At 55.1% G+C, this 16,106-nt stretch carries 12 protein-coding genes and 4 tRNA genes; all 16 read right to left on the bottom strand.

Annotated elements, in window-relative coordinates; all coding sequences use genetic code 11:
- Nucleotides 1-41: 41 nt before the first annotated feature.
- The 16 genes from rpoC to birA all read right to left on the bottom strand — a co-directional run bounded on the left by rpoC (nucleotide 42) and on the right by birA (nucleotide 15,923).
- A complete protein-coding gene (rpoC, locus tag FBY12_RS25410; protein ID WP_121732711.1) occupies nucleotides 42-4,241 on the bottom strand; it encodes a DNA-directed RNA polymerase subunit beta' in 4,200 nt (1,399 codons plus the stop codon).
- Between the two features lie 64 nt (nucleotides 4,242-4,305).
- On the bottom strand, nucleotides 4,306-8,379 hold the full coding sequence (rpoB, locus tag FBY12_RS25405; RefSeq protein ID WP_092277400.1) for a DNA-directed RNA polymerase subunit beta: 4,074 nt from the start codon (nucleotides 8,377-8,379) through the stop codon (nucleotides 4,306-4,308).
- 220 nt (nucleotides 8,380-8,599) lie between these two features.
- Nucleotides 8,600-8,965, bottom strand: a complete 366-nt coding sequence (gene rplL, locus FBY12_RS25400) for a 50S ribosomal protein L7/L12 (protein WP_121732712.1) — start codon at nucleotides 8,963-8,965, stop codon at nucleotides 8,600-8,602.
- Between the two features lie 80 nt (nucleotides 8,966-9,045).
- Nucleotides 9,046-9,546, bottom strand: coding sequence for a 50S ribosomal protein L10 (rplJ, locus tag FBY12_RS25395; protein ID WP_007896629.1), 501 nt, complete (start codon nucleotides 9,544-9,546; stop codon nucleotides 9,046-9,048).
- A gap of 198 nt (nucleotides 9,547-9,744) precedes the next feature.
- The gene (gene rplA, locus FBY12_RS25390; protein ID WP_028621538.1) at nucleotides 9,745-10,440 is read right to left on the bottom strand and encodes a 50S ribosomal protein L1; all 696 of its coding nucleotides are present in this window, start codon (nucleotides 10,438-10,440) and stop codon (nucleotides 9,745-9,747) included.
- Nucleotides 10,440-10,871 (bottom strand): 50S ribosomal protein L11, encoded by a 432-nt coding sequence (gene rplK, locus FBY12_RS25385; RefSeq protein WP_003210097.1) that lies wholly within the window; start codon nucleotides 10,869-10,871, stop codon nucleotides 10,440-10,442. The genes rplA and rplK overlap by 1 nt, the downstream gene beginning before the upstream one ends.
- A 117-nt stretch (nucleotides 10,872-10,988) precedes the next feature.
- Nucleotides 10,989-11,522 carry a transcription termination/antitermination protein NusG gene (gene nusG, locus FBY12_RS25380; protein WP_054052239.1) on the bottom strand — a complete coding sequence of 178 codons (534 nt, stop codon included), beginning with the start codon at nucleotides 11,520-11,522 and terminating at the stop codon, nucleotides 10,989-10,991.
- Nucleotides 11,523-11,531: 9 nt separating this feature from the next.
- Complete coding sequence (gene secE / locus FBY12_RS25375) at nucleotides 11,532-11,900, bottom strand: preprotein translocase subunit SecE (protein WP_092277394.1); 369 nt, start codon at nucleotides 11,898-11,900, stop codon at nucleotides 11,532-11,534.
- Nucleotides 11,901-11,945: 45 nt separating this feature from the next.
- Nucleotides 11,946-12,021, bottom strand: a tRNA-Trp gene (locus FBY12_RS25370).
- Between the two features lie 53 nt (nucleotides 12,022-12,074).
- Nucleotides 12,075-13,268, bottom strand: a complete 1,194-nt coding sequence (gene tuf / locus FBY12_RS25365) for an elongation factor Tu (protein WP_010467251.1) — start codon at nucleotides 13,266-13,268, stop codon at nucleotides 12,075-12,077.
- Between the two features lie 84 nt (nucleotides 13,269-13,352).
- Nucleotides 13,353-13,428 (bottom strand) — tRNA-Thr (locus FBY12_RS25360).
- 26 nt (nucleotides 13,429-13,454) lie between these two features.
- A tRNA-Gly gene (locus FBY12_RS25355) sits at nucleotides 13,455-13,528 on the bottom strand.
- Between the two features lie 24 nt (nucleotides 13,529-13,552).
- A tRNA-Tyr gene (locus FBY12_RS25350) sits at nucleotides 13,553-13,637 on the bottom strand.
- A 142-nt stretch (nucleotides 13,638-13,779) separates the two neighbouring features.
- Nucleotides 13,780-14,217, bottom strand: coding sequence for a hypothetical protein (locus FBY12_RS25345; protein ID WP_145257025.1), 438 nt, complete (start codon nucleotides 14,215-14,217; stop codon nucleotides 13,780-13,782).
- Nucleotides 14,218-14,224: 7 nt separating this feature from the next.
- Complete coding sequence (locus tag FBY12_RS25340) at nucleotides 14,225-14,974, bottom strand: pantothenate kinase (protein ID WP_145257022.1); 750 nt, start codon at nucleotides 14,972-14,974, stop codon at nucleotides 14,225-14,227.
- Nucleotides 14,964-15,923, bottom strand: a complete 960-nt coding sequence (gene birA / locus FBY12_RS25335; RefSeq protein WP_145257019.1) for a bifunctional biotin--[acetyl-CoA-carboxylase] ligase/biotin operon repressor BirA — start codon at nucleotides 15,921-15,923, stop codon at nucleotides 14,964-14,966. Before birA ends, FBY12_RS25340 begins: the two co-directional genes overlap by 11 nt.
- Between the last annotated feature and the right edge of the window lie 183 nt (nucleotides 15,924-16,106).

Genomic DNA, 16,106 nt, shown 5'->3' with positions numbered 1-16,106 from the left:
GAACGGTTAGACCGGGGCCCCACGCTCATTTACCGCAGAACTCAGTTACCGCTTGAGTTCAGTGCTTCGGTCAGTGCAGCTTCCACTTCACTGGCGCTGACGCGCAACGGTTTGTCAGCATCACGGCGGCGCTTGCGCTCGCTGTGGTAAGCCAGACCGGTACCGGCCGGGATCAGACGACCCACGACTACGTTTTCTTTCAGGCCGCGCAAGTAATCGCGCTTGCCGGTTACCGCCGCTTCGGTCAGTACACGGGTGGTTTCCTGGAAGGAAGCCGCCGAGATGAACGATTCGGTGGACAACGACGCCTTGGTGATACCCAACAGCACGCGAGTGAACTTGGAAACGAATTTCTCGTCGCCGGCCAGACGCTCGTTCTCTACCAGAACGTGAGTCAATTCCATCTGGTCGCCCTTGATGAAACTGGAATCGCCGGATTCAGCGATTTCAACTTTACGCAGCATCTGACGCAGGATGGTCTCGATGTGCTTGTCGTTGATCTTCACGCCTTGCAGACGATAAACGTCCTGGATCTCGTTCACGATGTACTTGGCCAGCGCACTCACACCCAGCAGACGCAGGATGTCGTGTGGATCGCTCGGGCCGTCGGAGATAACTTCGCCGCGGTTTACCTGTTCGCCTTCGAAGACGTTCAGGTGACGCCACTTCGGAATCAGCTCTTCGTACGGATCGCTACCGTCGTTCGGGGTAATGACCAGACGGCGCTTGCCTTTGGTCTCTTTACCGAACGCGATGGTGCCGCTGACTTCAGCCAGAATCGAGGCTTCTTTCGGACGACGCGCTTCGAACAAGTCTGCAACACGCGGCAGACCACCGGTGATGTCACGGGTCTTCGAAGTTTCTTGCGGGATACGGGCGATAACATCACCGATCGCAACCTGCACACCATCCGCTACACCGACCAGGGCGTTAGCCGGCAGGAAGTACTGAGCCGGTACGTCGGTACCTGGCAGCAGCAGATCCTTGCCATCGACACCAACCATCTTCACGGCAGGACGAATGTCTTTACCGGCAGCTGGACGGTCTTTCGCGTCGAGTACTTCAATGTTGGTCATACCGGTCAATTCGTCAGTCTGACGCTTGATCGTGATGCCTTCTTCCATGCCCACGTAGGTCACGGTACCTTTCATTTCGGTAACGATTGGGTGAGTGTGCGGATCCCACTTGGCCACGATTGCGCCAGCGTCGACCTTGTCACCTTCTTTAACCGAAATCACAGCACCGTACGGCAGCTTGTAACGCTCGCGCTCACGACCGAAGTCATCAGCGATTGCCAGCTCACCGGAACGGGACACAGCAACCAGGCATCCATCCACTCGCTCAACGTGTTTCAGGTTGTGCAGACGGACAGTACCGCCATTCTTCACCTGAACGCTGTCAGCTGCGGAGGTCCGGCTTGCCGCACCACCGATGTGGAACGTACGCATGGTCAGCTGGGTACCCGGCTCACCGATGGACTGGGCAGCGATAACGCCGACCGCTTCACCGATGTTCACCTGGTGACCACGAGCCAAGTCACGGCCGTAGCACTTGGCGCAGATGCCGTAGCGGGTTTCGCAGCTGATCGGCGAACGCACGATCACTTCGTCGATGCTGTTCAGCTCGATGAACTCGACCCACTTCTCGTCTACCAATGTGCCGGCAGGAACGATGATTTCTTCGGTACCTGGCTTGAACACGTCACGGGCGATAACTCGACCCAGTACGCGCTCGCCCAATGGCTCGACAACGTCACCGCCTTCAATGTGCGGAGTCATTACCAGGCCATGTTCGGTGCCGCAATCGATCTCGGTCACAACCAGATCCTGCGCCACGTCTACCAGACGACGAGTCAGGTAACCGGAGTTCGCAGTTTTCAACGCGGTATCCGCCAAACCTTTACGAGCACCGTGAGTAGAGATGAAGTACTGAAGTACGCTCAAACCTTCACGGAAGTTCGCAGTAATCGGCGTTTCGATGATGGAACCGTCCGGCTTGGCCATCAGGCCACGCATACCGGCGAGCTGACGGATCTGCGCAGCAGAACCCCGTGCGCCCGAGTCAGCCATCATGTACATCGAGTTGAAAGATTCCTGGTCGACTTCGACGCCATGACGGTCGATGACTTTCTCTTTCGAGAGGTTGGCCATCATCGCCTTGGAAACTTCGTCGTTCGCCTTGGACCAAAGGTCGATCACTTTGTTGTACTTCTCGCCCTGGGTTACCAGGCCGGAGGCGTACTGACTTTCGATCTCTTTCACTTCGTCGGTAGCAGCACCGATGATGCGGGCTTTTTCATCCGGTATAACGAAGTCGTTAACACCGATGGAAACGCCGGAAATGGTCGAATAGGCAAAACCGGTGTACATCAACTGGTCAGCGAAGATCACGGTCTCTTTCAAACCAACCACGCGGTAGCACTGGTTGATCAGCTTGGAGATCGCCTTTTTCTTCATTGGCTGGTTGACTACGTCGTACGACAGGCCAGGTGGAACAACCTGGAACAACAGCGCACGGCCGACAGTGGTGTCGACGATACGGGTGTTCTTGACGCTGCCACCATCACGATCGTTGACGGTTTCGTGAATCCGCACTTTAACCTTGGCGTGCAGCGCGGCTTCGCCGGCACGGAACACACGGTCAACTTCTTGCAGATCCGCGAACACACGACCTTCGCCCTTGGCGTTGATCGCTTCACGAGTCATGTAGTACAGACCCAATACAACGTCCTGCGACGGAACGATGATTGGCTCACCGTTGGCTGGCGACAGAATGTTGTTGGTCGACATCATCAACGCGCGCGCTTCCAACTGGGCTTCCAGTGTCAGCGGTACGTGCACGGCCATTTGGTCGCCGTCGAAGTCGGCGTTGTACGCAGCACAGACCAGAGGGTGCAGCTGGATAGCCTTACCTTCGATCAGTACCGGCTCAAACGCCTGGATGCCCAGACGGTGAAGGGTCGGTGCACGGTTGAGGAGAACCGGGTGTTCACGGATCACTTCAGCGAGAACGTCCCATACCTCTGGCAGTTCGCGCTCGACCATTTTCTTGGCAGCTTTGATGGTGGTCGCGAGACCACGCATTTCCAGCTTGCCGAAAATGAACGGCTTGAACAGCTCGAGAGCCATCTTCTTCGGCAGACCGCACTGGTGCAGACGCAGGGTCGGACCTACGGTAATTACCGAACGACCGGAGTAGTCAACACGCTTACCGAGCAAGTTCTGACGGAAACGACCTTGTTTACCCTTGATCATGTCAGCCAGGGATTTCAGAGGACGCTTGTTCGAACCGGTGATAGCGCGGCCACGACGACCGTTGTCGAGCAGTGCATCGACAGCTTCCTGCAACATACGCTTTTCGTTGCGCACGATGATGTCCGGAGCGGACAGATCAAGCAGGCGCTTCAAGCGGTTGTTACGGTTGATCACTCGACGATACAGATCATTGAGGTCGGAAGTCGCGAAGCGACCGCCATCCAGCGGGACCAGTGGACGCAGATCTGGCGGCAGAACCGGCAGAACGGTCAGCACCATCCATTCTGGAAGGTTGCCGGAACCCTGGAAGGCTTCCATCAACTTCAGACGCTTGGACAGCTTCTTGATTTTGGTTTCGGAGTTGGTTTGCGGAATTTCTTCACGCAGACGGCCAATCTCGTGCTCCAGATCGATAGCGTGCAGCAGTTCGCGGACAGCTTCGGCACCCATGCGGGCATCGAAATCGTCGCCAAACTCTTCCAGCGCTTCGAAGTACTGCTCGTCGTTCAGCAGCTGACCTTTTTCAAGGGTGGTCATGCCTGGGTCGATAACGACGTAGCTCTCGAAGTAGAGAACGCGTTCGATATCACGCAGGGTCATGTCCATCAGCAAACCGATACGCGACGGCAGCGATTTCAGGAACCAGATGTGAGCAACCGGCGAAGCCAGTTCGATGTGCGCCATGCGCTCACGACGAACTTTGGCCAGTGCGACTTCAACGCCACACTTCTCGCAGATCACACCACGGTGCTTCAAGCGCTTGTACTTACCGCACAGGCACTCGTAATCCTTTACCGGGCCAAAGATCTTGGCGCAGAACAGGCCGTCACGTTCTGGTTTGAACGTACGGTAGTTGATCGTTTCCGGCTTTTTAACTTCACCGAACGACCACGAACGGATCATCTCAGGCGATGCCAATCCAATACGGATGGCGTCGAACTCTTCGACTTGACCCTGGTTTTTCAGCAAATTCAGTAGGTCTTTCAAGGCCTTTCCTCCTGGCGGAGCAGAGAGCGGGCAATCCTGCCCCGCTCTCGATTCGCGTCACGTGTTATTCGGTTTCCAGATCGATATCGATGCCGAGGGAACGAATTTCCTTGATCAACACGTTGAAAGACTCGGGCATGCCCGGCTCCATACGGTGATCGCCGTCCACGATGTTTTTGTACATCTTGGTCCGGCCGTTCACATCGTCCGACTTCACTGTGAGCATTTCTTGCAGAGTGTAAGCAGCACCGTATGCTTCCAGTGCCCAGACCTCCATCTCCCCGAAACGCTGACCACCGAACTGTGCCTTACCACCCAGCGGCTGCTGGGTAACCAGGCTGTACGAACCGGTAGAACGAGCGTGCATCTTGTCGTCTACCAAGTGGTTCAGCTTCAGCATGTACATGTAGCCAACAGTAACCGGGCGCTCGAACTTGTTGCCGGTACGGCCGTCGGTCAGCTGCATCTGGCCGCTTTCTGGCAGGTCAGCCAGTTTCAGCATGGCCTTGATTTCGCTTTCCTTGGCACCGTCGAACACTGGAGTGGCCATTGGAACGCCGCCACGCAGGTTCTTCGCCAGATCCAGGATTTCCTGGTCGGAGAAGCTATCCAGATCTTCGTTACGACCGCCGATCTGGTTGTAGATCTCGTCGAGGAATTTACGAAGTTCGGCGACTTTGCGCTGCTCTTCGATCATCCGGTTGATCTTCTCGCCCAGACCTTTGGCCGCGAGGCCGAGGTGGGTTTCGAGGATCTGACCAACGTTCATACGCGAAGGTACGCCCAACGGGTTGAGGACGACGTCGACCGGGGTGCCATTGGCATCGTGCGGCATGTCTTCAACCGGCATGATCACGGAGACCACACCTTTGTTACCGTGACGACCGGCCATCTTGTCGCCCGGCTGGATGCGGCGACGGATTGCCAGGTAAACCTTGACGATTTTCAGCACGCCTGGAGCCAGGTCATCGCCCTGCTGCAGTTTGCGCTTCTTGTCTTCGAACTTGTCGTCCAGCAGACGGCGGCGATCAACGATGTAGGCCTGAGCCTTCTCGAGCTGCTCGTTCAGAGCATCTTCAGCCATGCGCAGTTTGAACCACTGACCATGCTCAAGACCGTCGAGAACTTCGTCGGTGATGTCCTGACCTTTCTTCAGACCAGCGCCGCCTTCAGCCTTGTGGCCTACCAGAGCGGAACGCAGACGTTCGAAAGTTGCGCCTTCAACGATACGGAACTCTTCGTTCAGGTCCTTGCGGATCTCGTCGAGTTGAGTCTTCTCGATCGACAGTGCACGAGCATCACGCTCAACGCCGTCGCGGGTGAAGACCTGTACGTCGATGACGGTACCCTTGGTGCCGGTAGGCACGCGCAGGGAGGTGTCTTTAACGTCGCTGGCTTTTTCACCGAAGATGGCACGCAACAGCTTCTCTTCTGGAGTCAGCTGGGTCTCGCCTTTCGGAGTGACCTTACCAACCAGAATGTCGCCTGCGCCAACTTCAGCACCTACGTAAACGATACCGGCTTCGTCCAGCTTGTTCAGTGCAGCCTCACCCACGTTCGGGATGTCTGCAGTGATTTCCTCTGGCCCAAGCTTGGTGTCACGTGCCACACAGGTCAGTTCCTGAATGTGGATCGTGGTAAAGCGATCTTCTTGAACAACTCGTTCCGACAGGCAGATGGAGTCTTCGAAGTTGTAACCGTTCCAGGCCATGAACGCGATGCGCATGTTCTGACCCAGCGCGAGTTCACCCATGTCGGTGGACGGGCCGTCAGCCATGATGTCGCTACGCTGAACCCGATCACCTTTACGCACCAGCGGACGCTGGTTGATGCAGGTGTTCTGGTTGGAGCGGGTGTATTTGGTCAGGTTGTAGATGTCGACACCAGCTTCACCGGTCTCAACTTCATCATCAGCAACACGAACCACGATACGGCTGGCGTCGACGGAATCGATAACGCCGCCACGACGAGCCACGACGCAAACGCCGGAGTCACGAGCTACGTTACGCTCCATGCCGGTACCGACCAGCGGCTTGTCAGCGCGCAGGGTTGGTACAGCTTGACGCTGCATGTTCGAACCCATCAACGCACGGTTGGCGTCATCGTGCTCGAGGAACGGGATCAGCGACGCTGCAACAGAAACAACCTGTTTCGGCGAAACGTCCATCAGGGTGACGTCTTCCGGCGCCTTGACGGTGAACTCGTTCAAGTGACGAACAGCTACCAGTTCGTCGACCAGCATTTTCTTGTCGTTCATCGTGGCCGAAGCCTGAGCGATCACGTGATCAGCTTCTTCGATGGCGGACAGGAACACGATCTCGTCGGTGACCAGAGCGTCTTTCACCACACGGTACGGGCTCTCGAGGAAGCCGTACTGGTTGGTGCGCGCATAAGCGGCCAGGGAGTTGATCAGGCCGATGTTCGGACCTTCCGGCGTTTCAATCGGGCATACACGACCGTAGTGAGTCGGGTGTACGTCACGAACTTCAAAGCCAGCACGCTCACGAGTCAAACCGCCAGGGCCGAGTGCAGACACACGACGCTTGTGGGTGATCTCGGACAGCGGGTTGTTCTGGTCCATGAACTGGGAAAGCTGGCTGGAACCGAAGAACTCTTTCACCGCCGCAGCCACTGGCTTGGCGTTGATCAGGTCTTGCGGCATCAGGCCTTCGCTTTCAGCCATCGACAGACGCTCTTTGACCGCACGCTCAACACGTACCAGGCCAACGCGGAACTGGTTCTCGGCCATTTCGCCTACGCAGCGAACACGACGGTTACCCAGGTGGTCGATGTCATCGACGATGCCTTTACCGTTACGGATGTCGACCAGAGTCTTCAGTACCGCGACGATGTCTTCCTTGCACAACACGCCCGAACCTTCGATCTCGGTACGACCGATACGACGGTTGAACTTCATCCGGCCGACCGCAGACAGGTCATAGCGCTCAGGGCTGAAGAACAGGTTGTTGAACAGAGTCTCGGCAGCGTCTTTGGTTGGCGGCTCGCCTGGACGCATCATGCGATAGATCTCGACCAGCGCTTCCAATTGGTTGCTGGTGGAGTCGATCTTCAGCGTGTCGGAGACGAACGGACCGCAGTCGATATCGTTGGTGTACAGAGTTTCGATGCGAACAACCTGGGCCTTGGCGATTTTTGCCAGGATCTCGGTGTTCAGCTCGGTGTTGCACTCTGCCAGGATTTCGCCGGTTGCCGGATGCACGATGGCCTTGGCGGTAGTGCGACCCAGGACGTAGTCCAGAGGCACTTCCAGGGTCTTGAGCCCGGCTTTTTCGATCTGGTTGATGTGGCGCGCAGTAATACGACGACCCGCCTCAACGATGACCTTGCCTTTCTCGTCCTGAATATCAAGAACAGCGATTTCACCACGCAGACGCGAAGCAATCAGTTCCAGGCTGAGGGTTTCGCCGCTCAGGTGGAAAACGTTGGTGGTGTAGAACGCGTCCAGCACTTCTTCGGTGGTATAGCCGAGTGCGCGCAGCAGCACGGATGCCGGCAGCTTGCGACGACGGTCGATACGCACGAACACGCAGTCTTTCGGGTCGAACTCGAAGTCCAACCACGAACCGCGGTAAGGAATGATGCGCGCGGAGTACAGCAGTTTACCGGAGCTGTGCGTCTTGCCACGGTCGTGGTCGAAGAACACGCCCGGGGAACGGTGCAGCTGGGAAACGATTACACGCTCGGTACCGTTGATTACGAAGGTACCGTTCTCAGTCATCAGGGGGATTTCACCCATGTAGACTTCTTGCTCTTTGATGTCCTTGATCGCTTTGTTCGACGATTCTTTGTCGAAAATGATCAGGCGCACTTTTACCCGCAAAGGTACGGCGTAAGTTACACCGCGCAATACGCATTCTTTGACATCAAATGCCGGTTCGCCCAGACGATAACCGACGTACTCCAGCGCAGCATTGCCGGAGTAGCTGATGATCGGGAAAACGGATTTGAAGGCCGCATGCAGGCCCACGTCGCGGAACTGATCTTTAGTCGCTCCCGCTTGCAAGAATTCACGATACGAATCCAGCTGGATGGCCAGGAGGTACGGCACATCCATGACGTCCGGCAACTTGCTAAAGTCCTTGCGGATACGTTTTTTCTCAGTATATGAGTAAGCCATCAGCGTTCCCCAGCTTGGTCACCTGCTTGTTTGGCCCCTCCCGACGGGAGCAGCCAGAAAATCGTGCAAACCCCATGGTTTGCTCCACCGCATCGGGTGGTTACAGCTCGTTATCAGCACCGACCCAGTCGGCTGCCAATAACGGAAAAAGGCCGGTGGCAAGAGCCACCAGCCATCAGCCTTTCGCTTAACGCTCGGGCTGGAGACGCAAAGTCGATGCTTACTTCAGCTCGACTTTAGCGCCTGCTTCTTCCAGAGTGGCTTTGGCTTTGTCAGCTGCGTCTTTCGCTACAGCTTCCAGAACCATGGCAGGAGCGCCGTCAACTACAGCCTTGGCTTCTTTCAGGCCCAGACCGGTCAGTTCACGTACTGCCTTGATCACGTTAACTTTCTTCTCGCCAGCTTCCAGCAGCATGACGTTGAATTCAGTTTGCTCTTCAGCAACGGCAGCAACAGCAGCTGGACCAGCGGAAGCAGCGGCAGCGGAAACGCCGAACTTCTCTTCCATGGCCTTGATCAGCTCAACGATTTCCAGAACGGATTTTTCGCCGATTGCTTCGATGATTTGGTCGTTAGTCAGAGACATGACTATAAATTCCTGTATTGGGGTGACAGCCTACGCGGCCATCGAAATAAACAATAAACGCTGAAAGGAGTTGCTCAGCCTTAGGCTGCGGCAGCTTCTTTCTGGTCGCGAAGGGCCGCCAGAGTACGAGCCAATTTGCTGGTTGCGCCTTGAATCACGCTCATCAGCTGAGAAATTGCTTCGTCACGGGTCGGCAGACTTGCCAGTACGTCGATCTGATTAGCTGCGAGGAACTTGCCCTCGAACGCAGCTGCCTTGATCTCGAACTTATCCTGACCTTTTGCGAACTCTTTGAAGATACGAGCAGCAGCGCCCGGATGTTCTTTGGAGAATGCAATCAAGGTCGGGCCGGTGAACACGTCGTTGAGCACGTCATATTGAGTGCCAGCAACGGCGCGCTTGAGCAGGGTGTTACGTACAACACGTACGTAAACGCCAGCTTCACGAGCCTCTTTACGGAGTCCGGTCATAGCGCCAACTGTCACGCCGCGGGCATCAGCCACAACAGCAGACAGGGCAACATTGGCAGCCTCGTTGACTTCAGCGACGATGGCCTTCTTGTCTTCGAGTTTAATTGCCACGGGTTTAACTCCTGCTTGTTACCGTTTCATCCAACCGAAGCCGGATGTCGTTTTGGTGTCTGATTCGGTAAGGAACCGGGAGCACCATCTGCGTAGGCTTGAGGTTTAAGACTTGCGTCGCCTACGGTCTTGGATAGCCCCCGCCAGGCAGGGACCCCAATCTTTCAATTGGCGCAATCACTTGCGCCAACCTTTGTCTTACGCGTCGAGCGAGCCTTGGTCGATGACCAGACCTGGACCCATGGTGGTGCTCAGGGTAACGCGCTTGACGTAAATGCCTTTCGAGGAAGCTGGCTTGATACGCTTCAGATCAGCGATCAGGGCTTCAACGTTTTCCTTCAGCTTGACAGCGTCGAAACCGACTTTGCCAACGGAAGTGTGGATGATGCCGTTTTTGTCGGTGCGATAACGAACCTGACCAGCCTTGGCGTTTTTAACCGCGGTAGCTACGTCTGGAGTTACGGTGCCGACTTTAGGGTTAGGCATCAGACCACGTGGACCGAGGATCTGACCCAACTGACCAACAACGCGCATTGCATCCGGGGATGCGATAACTACGTCATAGTTCAGGTCGCCGCCTTTCATTTCGGCAGCCAGATCGTCCATACCTACACGGTCAGCGCCGGCAGCCAGAGCGGCCTCAGCAGCTGGACCCTGGGTGAACACTGCAACGCGAACAGTCTTGCCAGTGCCGTGTGGCAGCACGGTAGCGCTACGAACGACCTGATCAGATTTACGCGGGTCAACGCCCAGGTTTACAGCAACGTCGAAGGACTCGCTGAACTTGACAGTCGACAGCTCAGCCAACAAAGCAGCAGCGTCTACAAAGTTGTAGGACTTGCCAGCTTCGATTTTGTCGGCGATAGCCTTTTGACGTTTGGTCAACTTAGCCATTACACACCCTCCACGTTAAGGCCCATGCTACGAGCAGAACCGGCGATAGTACGCACGGCTGCGTCCATATCAGCTGCAGTCAGATCCGCGTTTTTGGTTTTCGCGATTTCTTCCAGCTGAGCACGGGTCACGGTGCCAACCTTAACGGTGTTCGGACGAGCGGAACCGCTAGTCAGACCAGCAGCTTTCTTCAGCAGAACCGAAGCAGGTGTGGATTTTGTTTCGAAAGTGAAGCTACGGTCGCTGTAGACAGTGATGATCACTGGAGTCGGCAGACCTGGCTCAATACCCTGAGTACGGGCGTTGAAAGCCTTGCAGAATTCCATGATGTTCACGCCGTGCTGACCCAAAGCAGGACCAACAGGTGGGCTTGGGTTAGCCTGAGCGGCCTTCACTTGCAGCTTGATGTAAGCGGTAATCTTCTTGGCCATGAGGCACTCCAATTACGGGTTCGAACGCCTCGAAAGGCTCCCCGGTTACTTGCGCGTTTATCCCAGTGACGACAAAACCCCACAGCCTAGGGCTGCGGGGTTGGGATGCTTGCTCAGCTAGACCTTTTCGACCTGGCTGAACTCTAGCTCTACCGGAGTAGAGCGACCGAAAATGAGCACCGCCACTTGGATCCGGCTCTTTTCGTAGTTAACTTCTTCAACCGTGCCAGTGAAATCAGCAAACGGCCCATCGTTGACACGTACCGACTCGCCTGGCTCGAAGAGTGTCTTCGGCTTCGGCTTGTCACTACCATCAGCGACACGACGCAGAATCGCTTCTGCCTCTTTATCTGTGATCGGTGCAGGCTTATCAGCGGTACCGCCGATGAAGCCCATCACCCGAGGAGTATCCTTGACCAAGTGCCAAGTACCCTCGTTCATGTCCATCTGAACCAGCACATAACCTGGGAAGAACTTGCGCTCGCTTTTGCGTTTCTGGCCATTACGCATTTCAACCACTTCTTCAGTGGGAACCAGAATTTCGCCGAAGCCATCTTCCATGCCAGCCAGCTTTACGCGCTCTAACAACGAGCGCATGACATGCTTCTCGTAACCGGAGTAAGCATGCACAACGTACCAACGCTTAGCCACGGGACACCCTTAGCCGACAATCAAGGAAACAAGCCAGCCGAGCAGGGAATCAAGCCCCCACAACAGCAACGCCATAACCAGTACAACAGCCACAACGATCAACGTGGTCTGCGTGGTTTCTTGGCGAGTTGGCCATACGACTTTACGAATCTCGGTGCGAGCTTCCTTTACCAGTACAAAGAAAGACTTGCCCTTGACTGTTTGCAGGCCTACAAAGGCAGCTGCAGCAGCAAGAGCGAGCAATGCTAGTACGCGGTACAGGATCGGCGAAGCAGAGTAATACTGATTGCCAACAACGCCAACAACCACCAAAGCGACTACTACTAGCCACTTGAGCAGATCGAAGCGAGAGCCTTGAGCTTCAGCTTTAGGAGTCATCTATGAAGATCCTGTGAAAAGAAAGCCAGACACACCAAGTGAATCTGGCAGGTCAGGAGGGAATCGAACCCCCAACCTACGGTTTTGGAGACCGTCGCTCTGCCAATTGAGCTACTGACCTAAAACAAAATCAGGCCGACCATTATGCCGGCCCGAAAAAGACATTACAACAACTTACTCGATGACTTTAGCCACGACACCTGCGCCGACGGTACGACCGCCTTCACGGATAGCGAAACGAAGCCCATCTTCCATCGCGATGGTTTTGATCAGAGTGACAGTCATCTGGATGTTGTCACCTGGCATTACCATTTCGACGCCTTCTGGCAATTCGCAGTTACCGGTCACATCCGTAGTACGGAAGTAGAACTGTGGACGGTAGCCCTTGAAGAATGGCGTATGACGACCACCCTCCTCCTTGCTCAGAACGTAAACCTCTGCAGTGAACTTGGTATGCGGCTTGACGGTGCCTGGCTTGACCAATACCTGGCCACGCTCAACATCATCACGCTTGGTACCGCGCAGCAATACGCCGCAGTTCTCGCCAGCACGACCTTCGTCGAGCAGCTTGCGAAACATCTCAACACCAGTGCAAGTAGTTTTGACAGTGTCACGAAGACCAACAATCTCAACTTCTTCCTGAATGCGGACAATGCCACGCTCAACACGACCAGTCACAACAGTACCGCGACCGGAGATCGAGAATACGTCCTCGATCGGCATCAGGAACGGCTTATCAATAGCGCGCTCAGGCTGCGGAATGTAGGTATCCAGGGTCTCGACCAACTTCTTAACGGCAGTGGTGCCCATCTCGTTGTCGTCTTGACCATTCAACGCCATCAGCGCTGAACCAATGATGATCGGAGTGTCATCACCTGGGAAATCGTAAGTGCTCAGCAGATCGCGCACTTCCATCTCAACCAACTCGAGCAGTTCAGCATCATCAACCATGTCAGCCTTGTTCAGGAAGACAACGATGTACGGAACGCCAACCTGGCGAGAGAGCAGAATGTGCTCGCGGGTTTGCGGCATCGGACCATCAGCGGCCGAGCAAACCAGGATCGCGCCATCCATCTGAGCAGCACCGGTAATCATGTTTTTTACGTAGTCAGCGTGACCTGGACAGTCAACGTGTGCGTAGTGACGCACTGCCGAATCGTACTCAACGTGAGCGGTGTTGATGGTGATGCCACGTGCTTTTTCTTCTGGGGCGCTATCGATTTTGTCGAAGTCGACCTTCGCGGAACCGAAAACTTCGGAGCAAACGCGGGTCAGGGCTGCGGTCAAAGTAGTTTTACCGTGGTCTACGTGACCGATAGTGCCTACGTTAACGTGCGGCTTATTACGTTCGAACTTTTCCTTAGCCATCGAAACAACCCCCAGCAGAAGAATTGAGCAAGTAACATCAGCCATTAAAACAAAGGCAGATATTTTCATATCTGCCTTGTTATATGGAGCTCTTGAGCGGATTTGAACCGCTGACCTCACCCTTACCAAGGGTGTGCTCTACCAACTGAGCTACAAGAGCAAAACACTTTGCAGGACCTGCAAACTTGGAGCGGGTAGCGGGAATCGAACCCGCATCATCAGCTTGGAAGGCTGAGGTTCTACCACTAAACTATACCCGCGGAGCTTGCAGCTCTCGCTAAAAATGGTGGAGGGGGAAGGATTCGAACCTTCGAAGTCGTAGACGTCAGATTTACAGTCTGATCCCTTTGGCCGCTCGGGAACCCCTCCTAAGCGAGCCGGCATTCTATATCATGCCAGCCTTCTGTCAAGCATTTTCTCATTAAAAACCTGAGGTTAGCTGCGTTGACCTCGCTTCTCACTGCTGACCGCTAAAGGTCTTCACTGCGAAGCGGGCGCCATTCTATGCAAACTATTCGGCGGGTGCAACCCCCTCACACGGCATTATTTTATGTTTTAACTCATTGAATTCTTTGGAAAGGTTTTGCAGCTTCGAGTCGTCCAGCAAACGTCGGCTTTCAGGGACCACTCGAACCCAGAATCCAGCGGAATCGAACGAATCCCGCGGCAATGACTGAACAGGGATCTGTAAGCCGCTCAAGCGACGCTCTACGGCTTGCATGGTTTCCTGGCGAGAAAAACCACCTACATATAGACACTCACTTTCCTGCCGAGGCTTTTCTTTGTCTCGAACGGGTTCATTGGTTTCACTCAACAAGCGAATATCCTGCTGAGAACCTCGATACAAACTTAAAGGGGTGACGTCTTTCGCACGAAGCGGTGCCTCTTGTTGATGCCAGATGTAATAAAACACATTGAGAACAAGCAACAGCAGAAACAACCAACGCATAAAAACCTCAAGGCAAAGGACAAGCCATGGCCAAACCTACAAACACCAGGTCTGGAACGACTCTGGCGGCAGGCACCACTCCGCGGACCAAGTCTGCATCTCCACCAGTGAGGAAGACCGTGAAACCATCCCCCCAATAGCTGTGCGCCAACTGAAGCTGGGTGAGGACGAATCCTTGAAGCATCAAAGAACATCCTCGCTCGACCGCCTCAACGGTTGTGCGACCCGGCACAAGACTTTCCAAAGCGCGCTCGGCGGCAACATCGCCGTAGCGAATGCGACGAGTGTGAGTGCGCAGCTGGTTGCGCATCAGAGGCATTCCAGGGCAAATGAATCCGCCAATGTGCTCTCCATCAGCCGCAATGAAGTCAGCCGTGACAGCCGTGCCGAAATCCAGCACCAGGCACGGACCGCCGGCCAGGTGGAAACCGCCCAGCATCGCCAGCCAGCGATCAAGACCAAGCTTTTCATAATCCTCGTAGCCGTTGCGAACGCCGGACATTTCACGAGCAGGAGCAGCACAGGTTACCGATACTCCAAAAGCATCAGTCAGAAGCGTAATCAACGCACTCGTTTCATCCCCCGTTCTGACACTGACCAGTCGACACCGCTTCAGAGCCAGGCCATCGAGCTGCTTCAGACCCTGCAGTAGAGCAAGATCCGAATCGACAACGCCTTCAGCGACCACGACCCGAACATCAGCACCCAGCACTCGCCATTTGATAAAACTGTTTCCGCAGTCAAGCTCAAGAATCATCACGCAACCTCAGGCTGAGCTCACCACCACTAAAGACTTTTTCCACACCGTCCACCTGTAGGCGCAGAGCACCCTGACTGTCGATACCTGCAACAACCCCATCAATCCGATTGACGCCAGCAATCAATGAAACCGCCCTTCCCTGCCACACATGGTTTTGCTCCCACTCAGCATGGATAGCCGCAAATCCTTCGCTTTGATGGCGATTCAAGTAAGCCTGCAGTACCACCCCAAGCTCTGCGACCAGAAGGTTGCGATCAAACACCTTGCCGGACTCAAGCCGCATGGACGTCCATTGCTGATCCACCTCATCGGCGGCCTGCATGTTCACATTGATCCCAAGACCTAACACCACATGACACACATCCGCCGGATCGCCGACTAGCTCCAGCAATATGCCTGCGATCTTCTTTTGTCCAACAAGCAAATCGTTAGGCCATTTGAGCCCCACGCCTGAAACACCTTGGTTGCGCAACGCTTGCATTACCGCTAGCCCGACAACCAGGCTCAGACCTTCCAACTGGCGCATCCCACCTTCAATGCGTAGCACCAGACTGTAATAAAGGTTTTCTGCAAACGGGCTGACCCATTTGCGACCTCGCCTGCCACGACCAGCAGTTTGTCTTTCAGCAAGTATGAGAAATGGCGCAGCCTGGCCTCGCTCGATTGCGCGCAAGGCTTCGGCATTGGTGGAGTCGATGGAATCAAAGACCTGCGCAGGCCAACTATTGGCAGACGACTTGGCCTCGATTTCTGCAGGATCCAACAGTGTCAGCGGCGCAGCCAACTGGTATCCGCGACCACGCACCTTATGAATTGATAGGCCCAACTCTGCTTCCAGGTGCTGGAGCTGTTTCCATACAGCAGTGCGACTGATGCCAAGAGCTGCGCCCAAGGCCTGACCGGAATGGAATCGCCCATCCTTCAGAAGTTTTAACAACGTCAGCATGCAAGTCTCGCCTCACAATGAGGCCCGAATGATAGCCATGCCCCGAGCCGTTGCATAGAAACCCTGATGGTCGGATTTTTCTTTGGGCAAAACAAAACCCCTACCTGCATACGCAGATAGGGGTTTCGGAATTTAATCTTGACGATGACCTACTCTCACATGGGGAAACCCCACACTACCATC

This window comes from Pseudomonas sp. SJZ131, from assembly GCF_007828705.1.
Classification (GTDB): Bacteria; Pseudomonadota; Gammaproteobacteria; order Pseudomonadales; family Pseudomonadaceae; genus Aquipseudomonas; species Aquipseudomonas prosekii.
The sequence above is the reverse complement of the archived record's forward strand: the minus strand, read 5'-3'. Positions and strand labels throughout refer to the sequence as shown.

Coding starts and splice junctions, on each gene's coding strand:
- rplL (WP_121732712.1), bottom strand. CDS start 8,965: ATGTCTCTGACTAACGACCAAATCATCGAAGCAATCGGCGAAAAATCC.
- rpoB (WP_092277400.1), bottom strand. CDS start 8,379: ATGGCTTACTCATATACTGAGAAAAAACGTATCCGCAAGGACTTTAGC.
- FBY12_RS25345 (WP_145257025.1), bottom strand. CDS start 14,217: ATGCGTTGGTTGTTTCTGCTGTTGCTTGTTCTCAATGTGTTTTATTAC.
- FBY12_RS25340 (WP_145257022.1), bottom strand. CDS start 14,974: ATGATTCTTGAGCTTGACTGCGGAAACAGTTTTATCAAATGGCGAGTG.
- rplK (WP_003210097.1), bottom strand. CDS start 10,871: ATGGCCAAGAAGATTACCGCTTACATCAAGCTGCAAGTGAAGGCCGCT.
- tuf (WP_010467251.1), bottom strand. CDS start 13,268: ATGGCTAAGGAAAAGTTCGAACGTAATAAGCCGCACGTTAACGTAGGC.
- secE (WP_092277394.1), bottom strand. CDS start 11,900: ATGACTCCTAAAGCTGAAGCTCAAGGCTCTCGCTTCGATCTGCTCAAG.
- rplA (WP_028621538.1), bottom strand. CDS start 10,440: ATGGCTAAGTTGACCAAACGTCAAAAGGCTATCGCCGACAAAATCGAA.
- birA (WP_145257019.1), bottom strand. CDS start 15,923: ATGCTGACGTTGTTAAAACTTCTGAAGGATGGGCGATTCCATTCCGGT.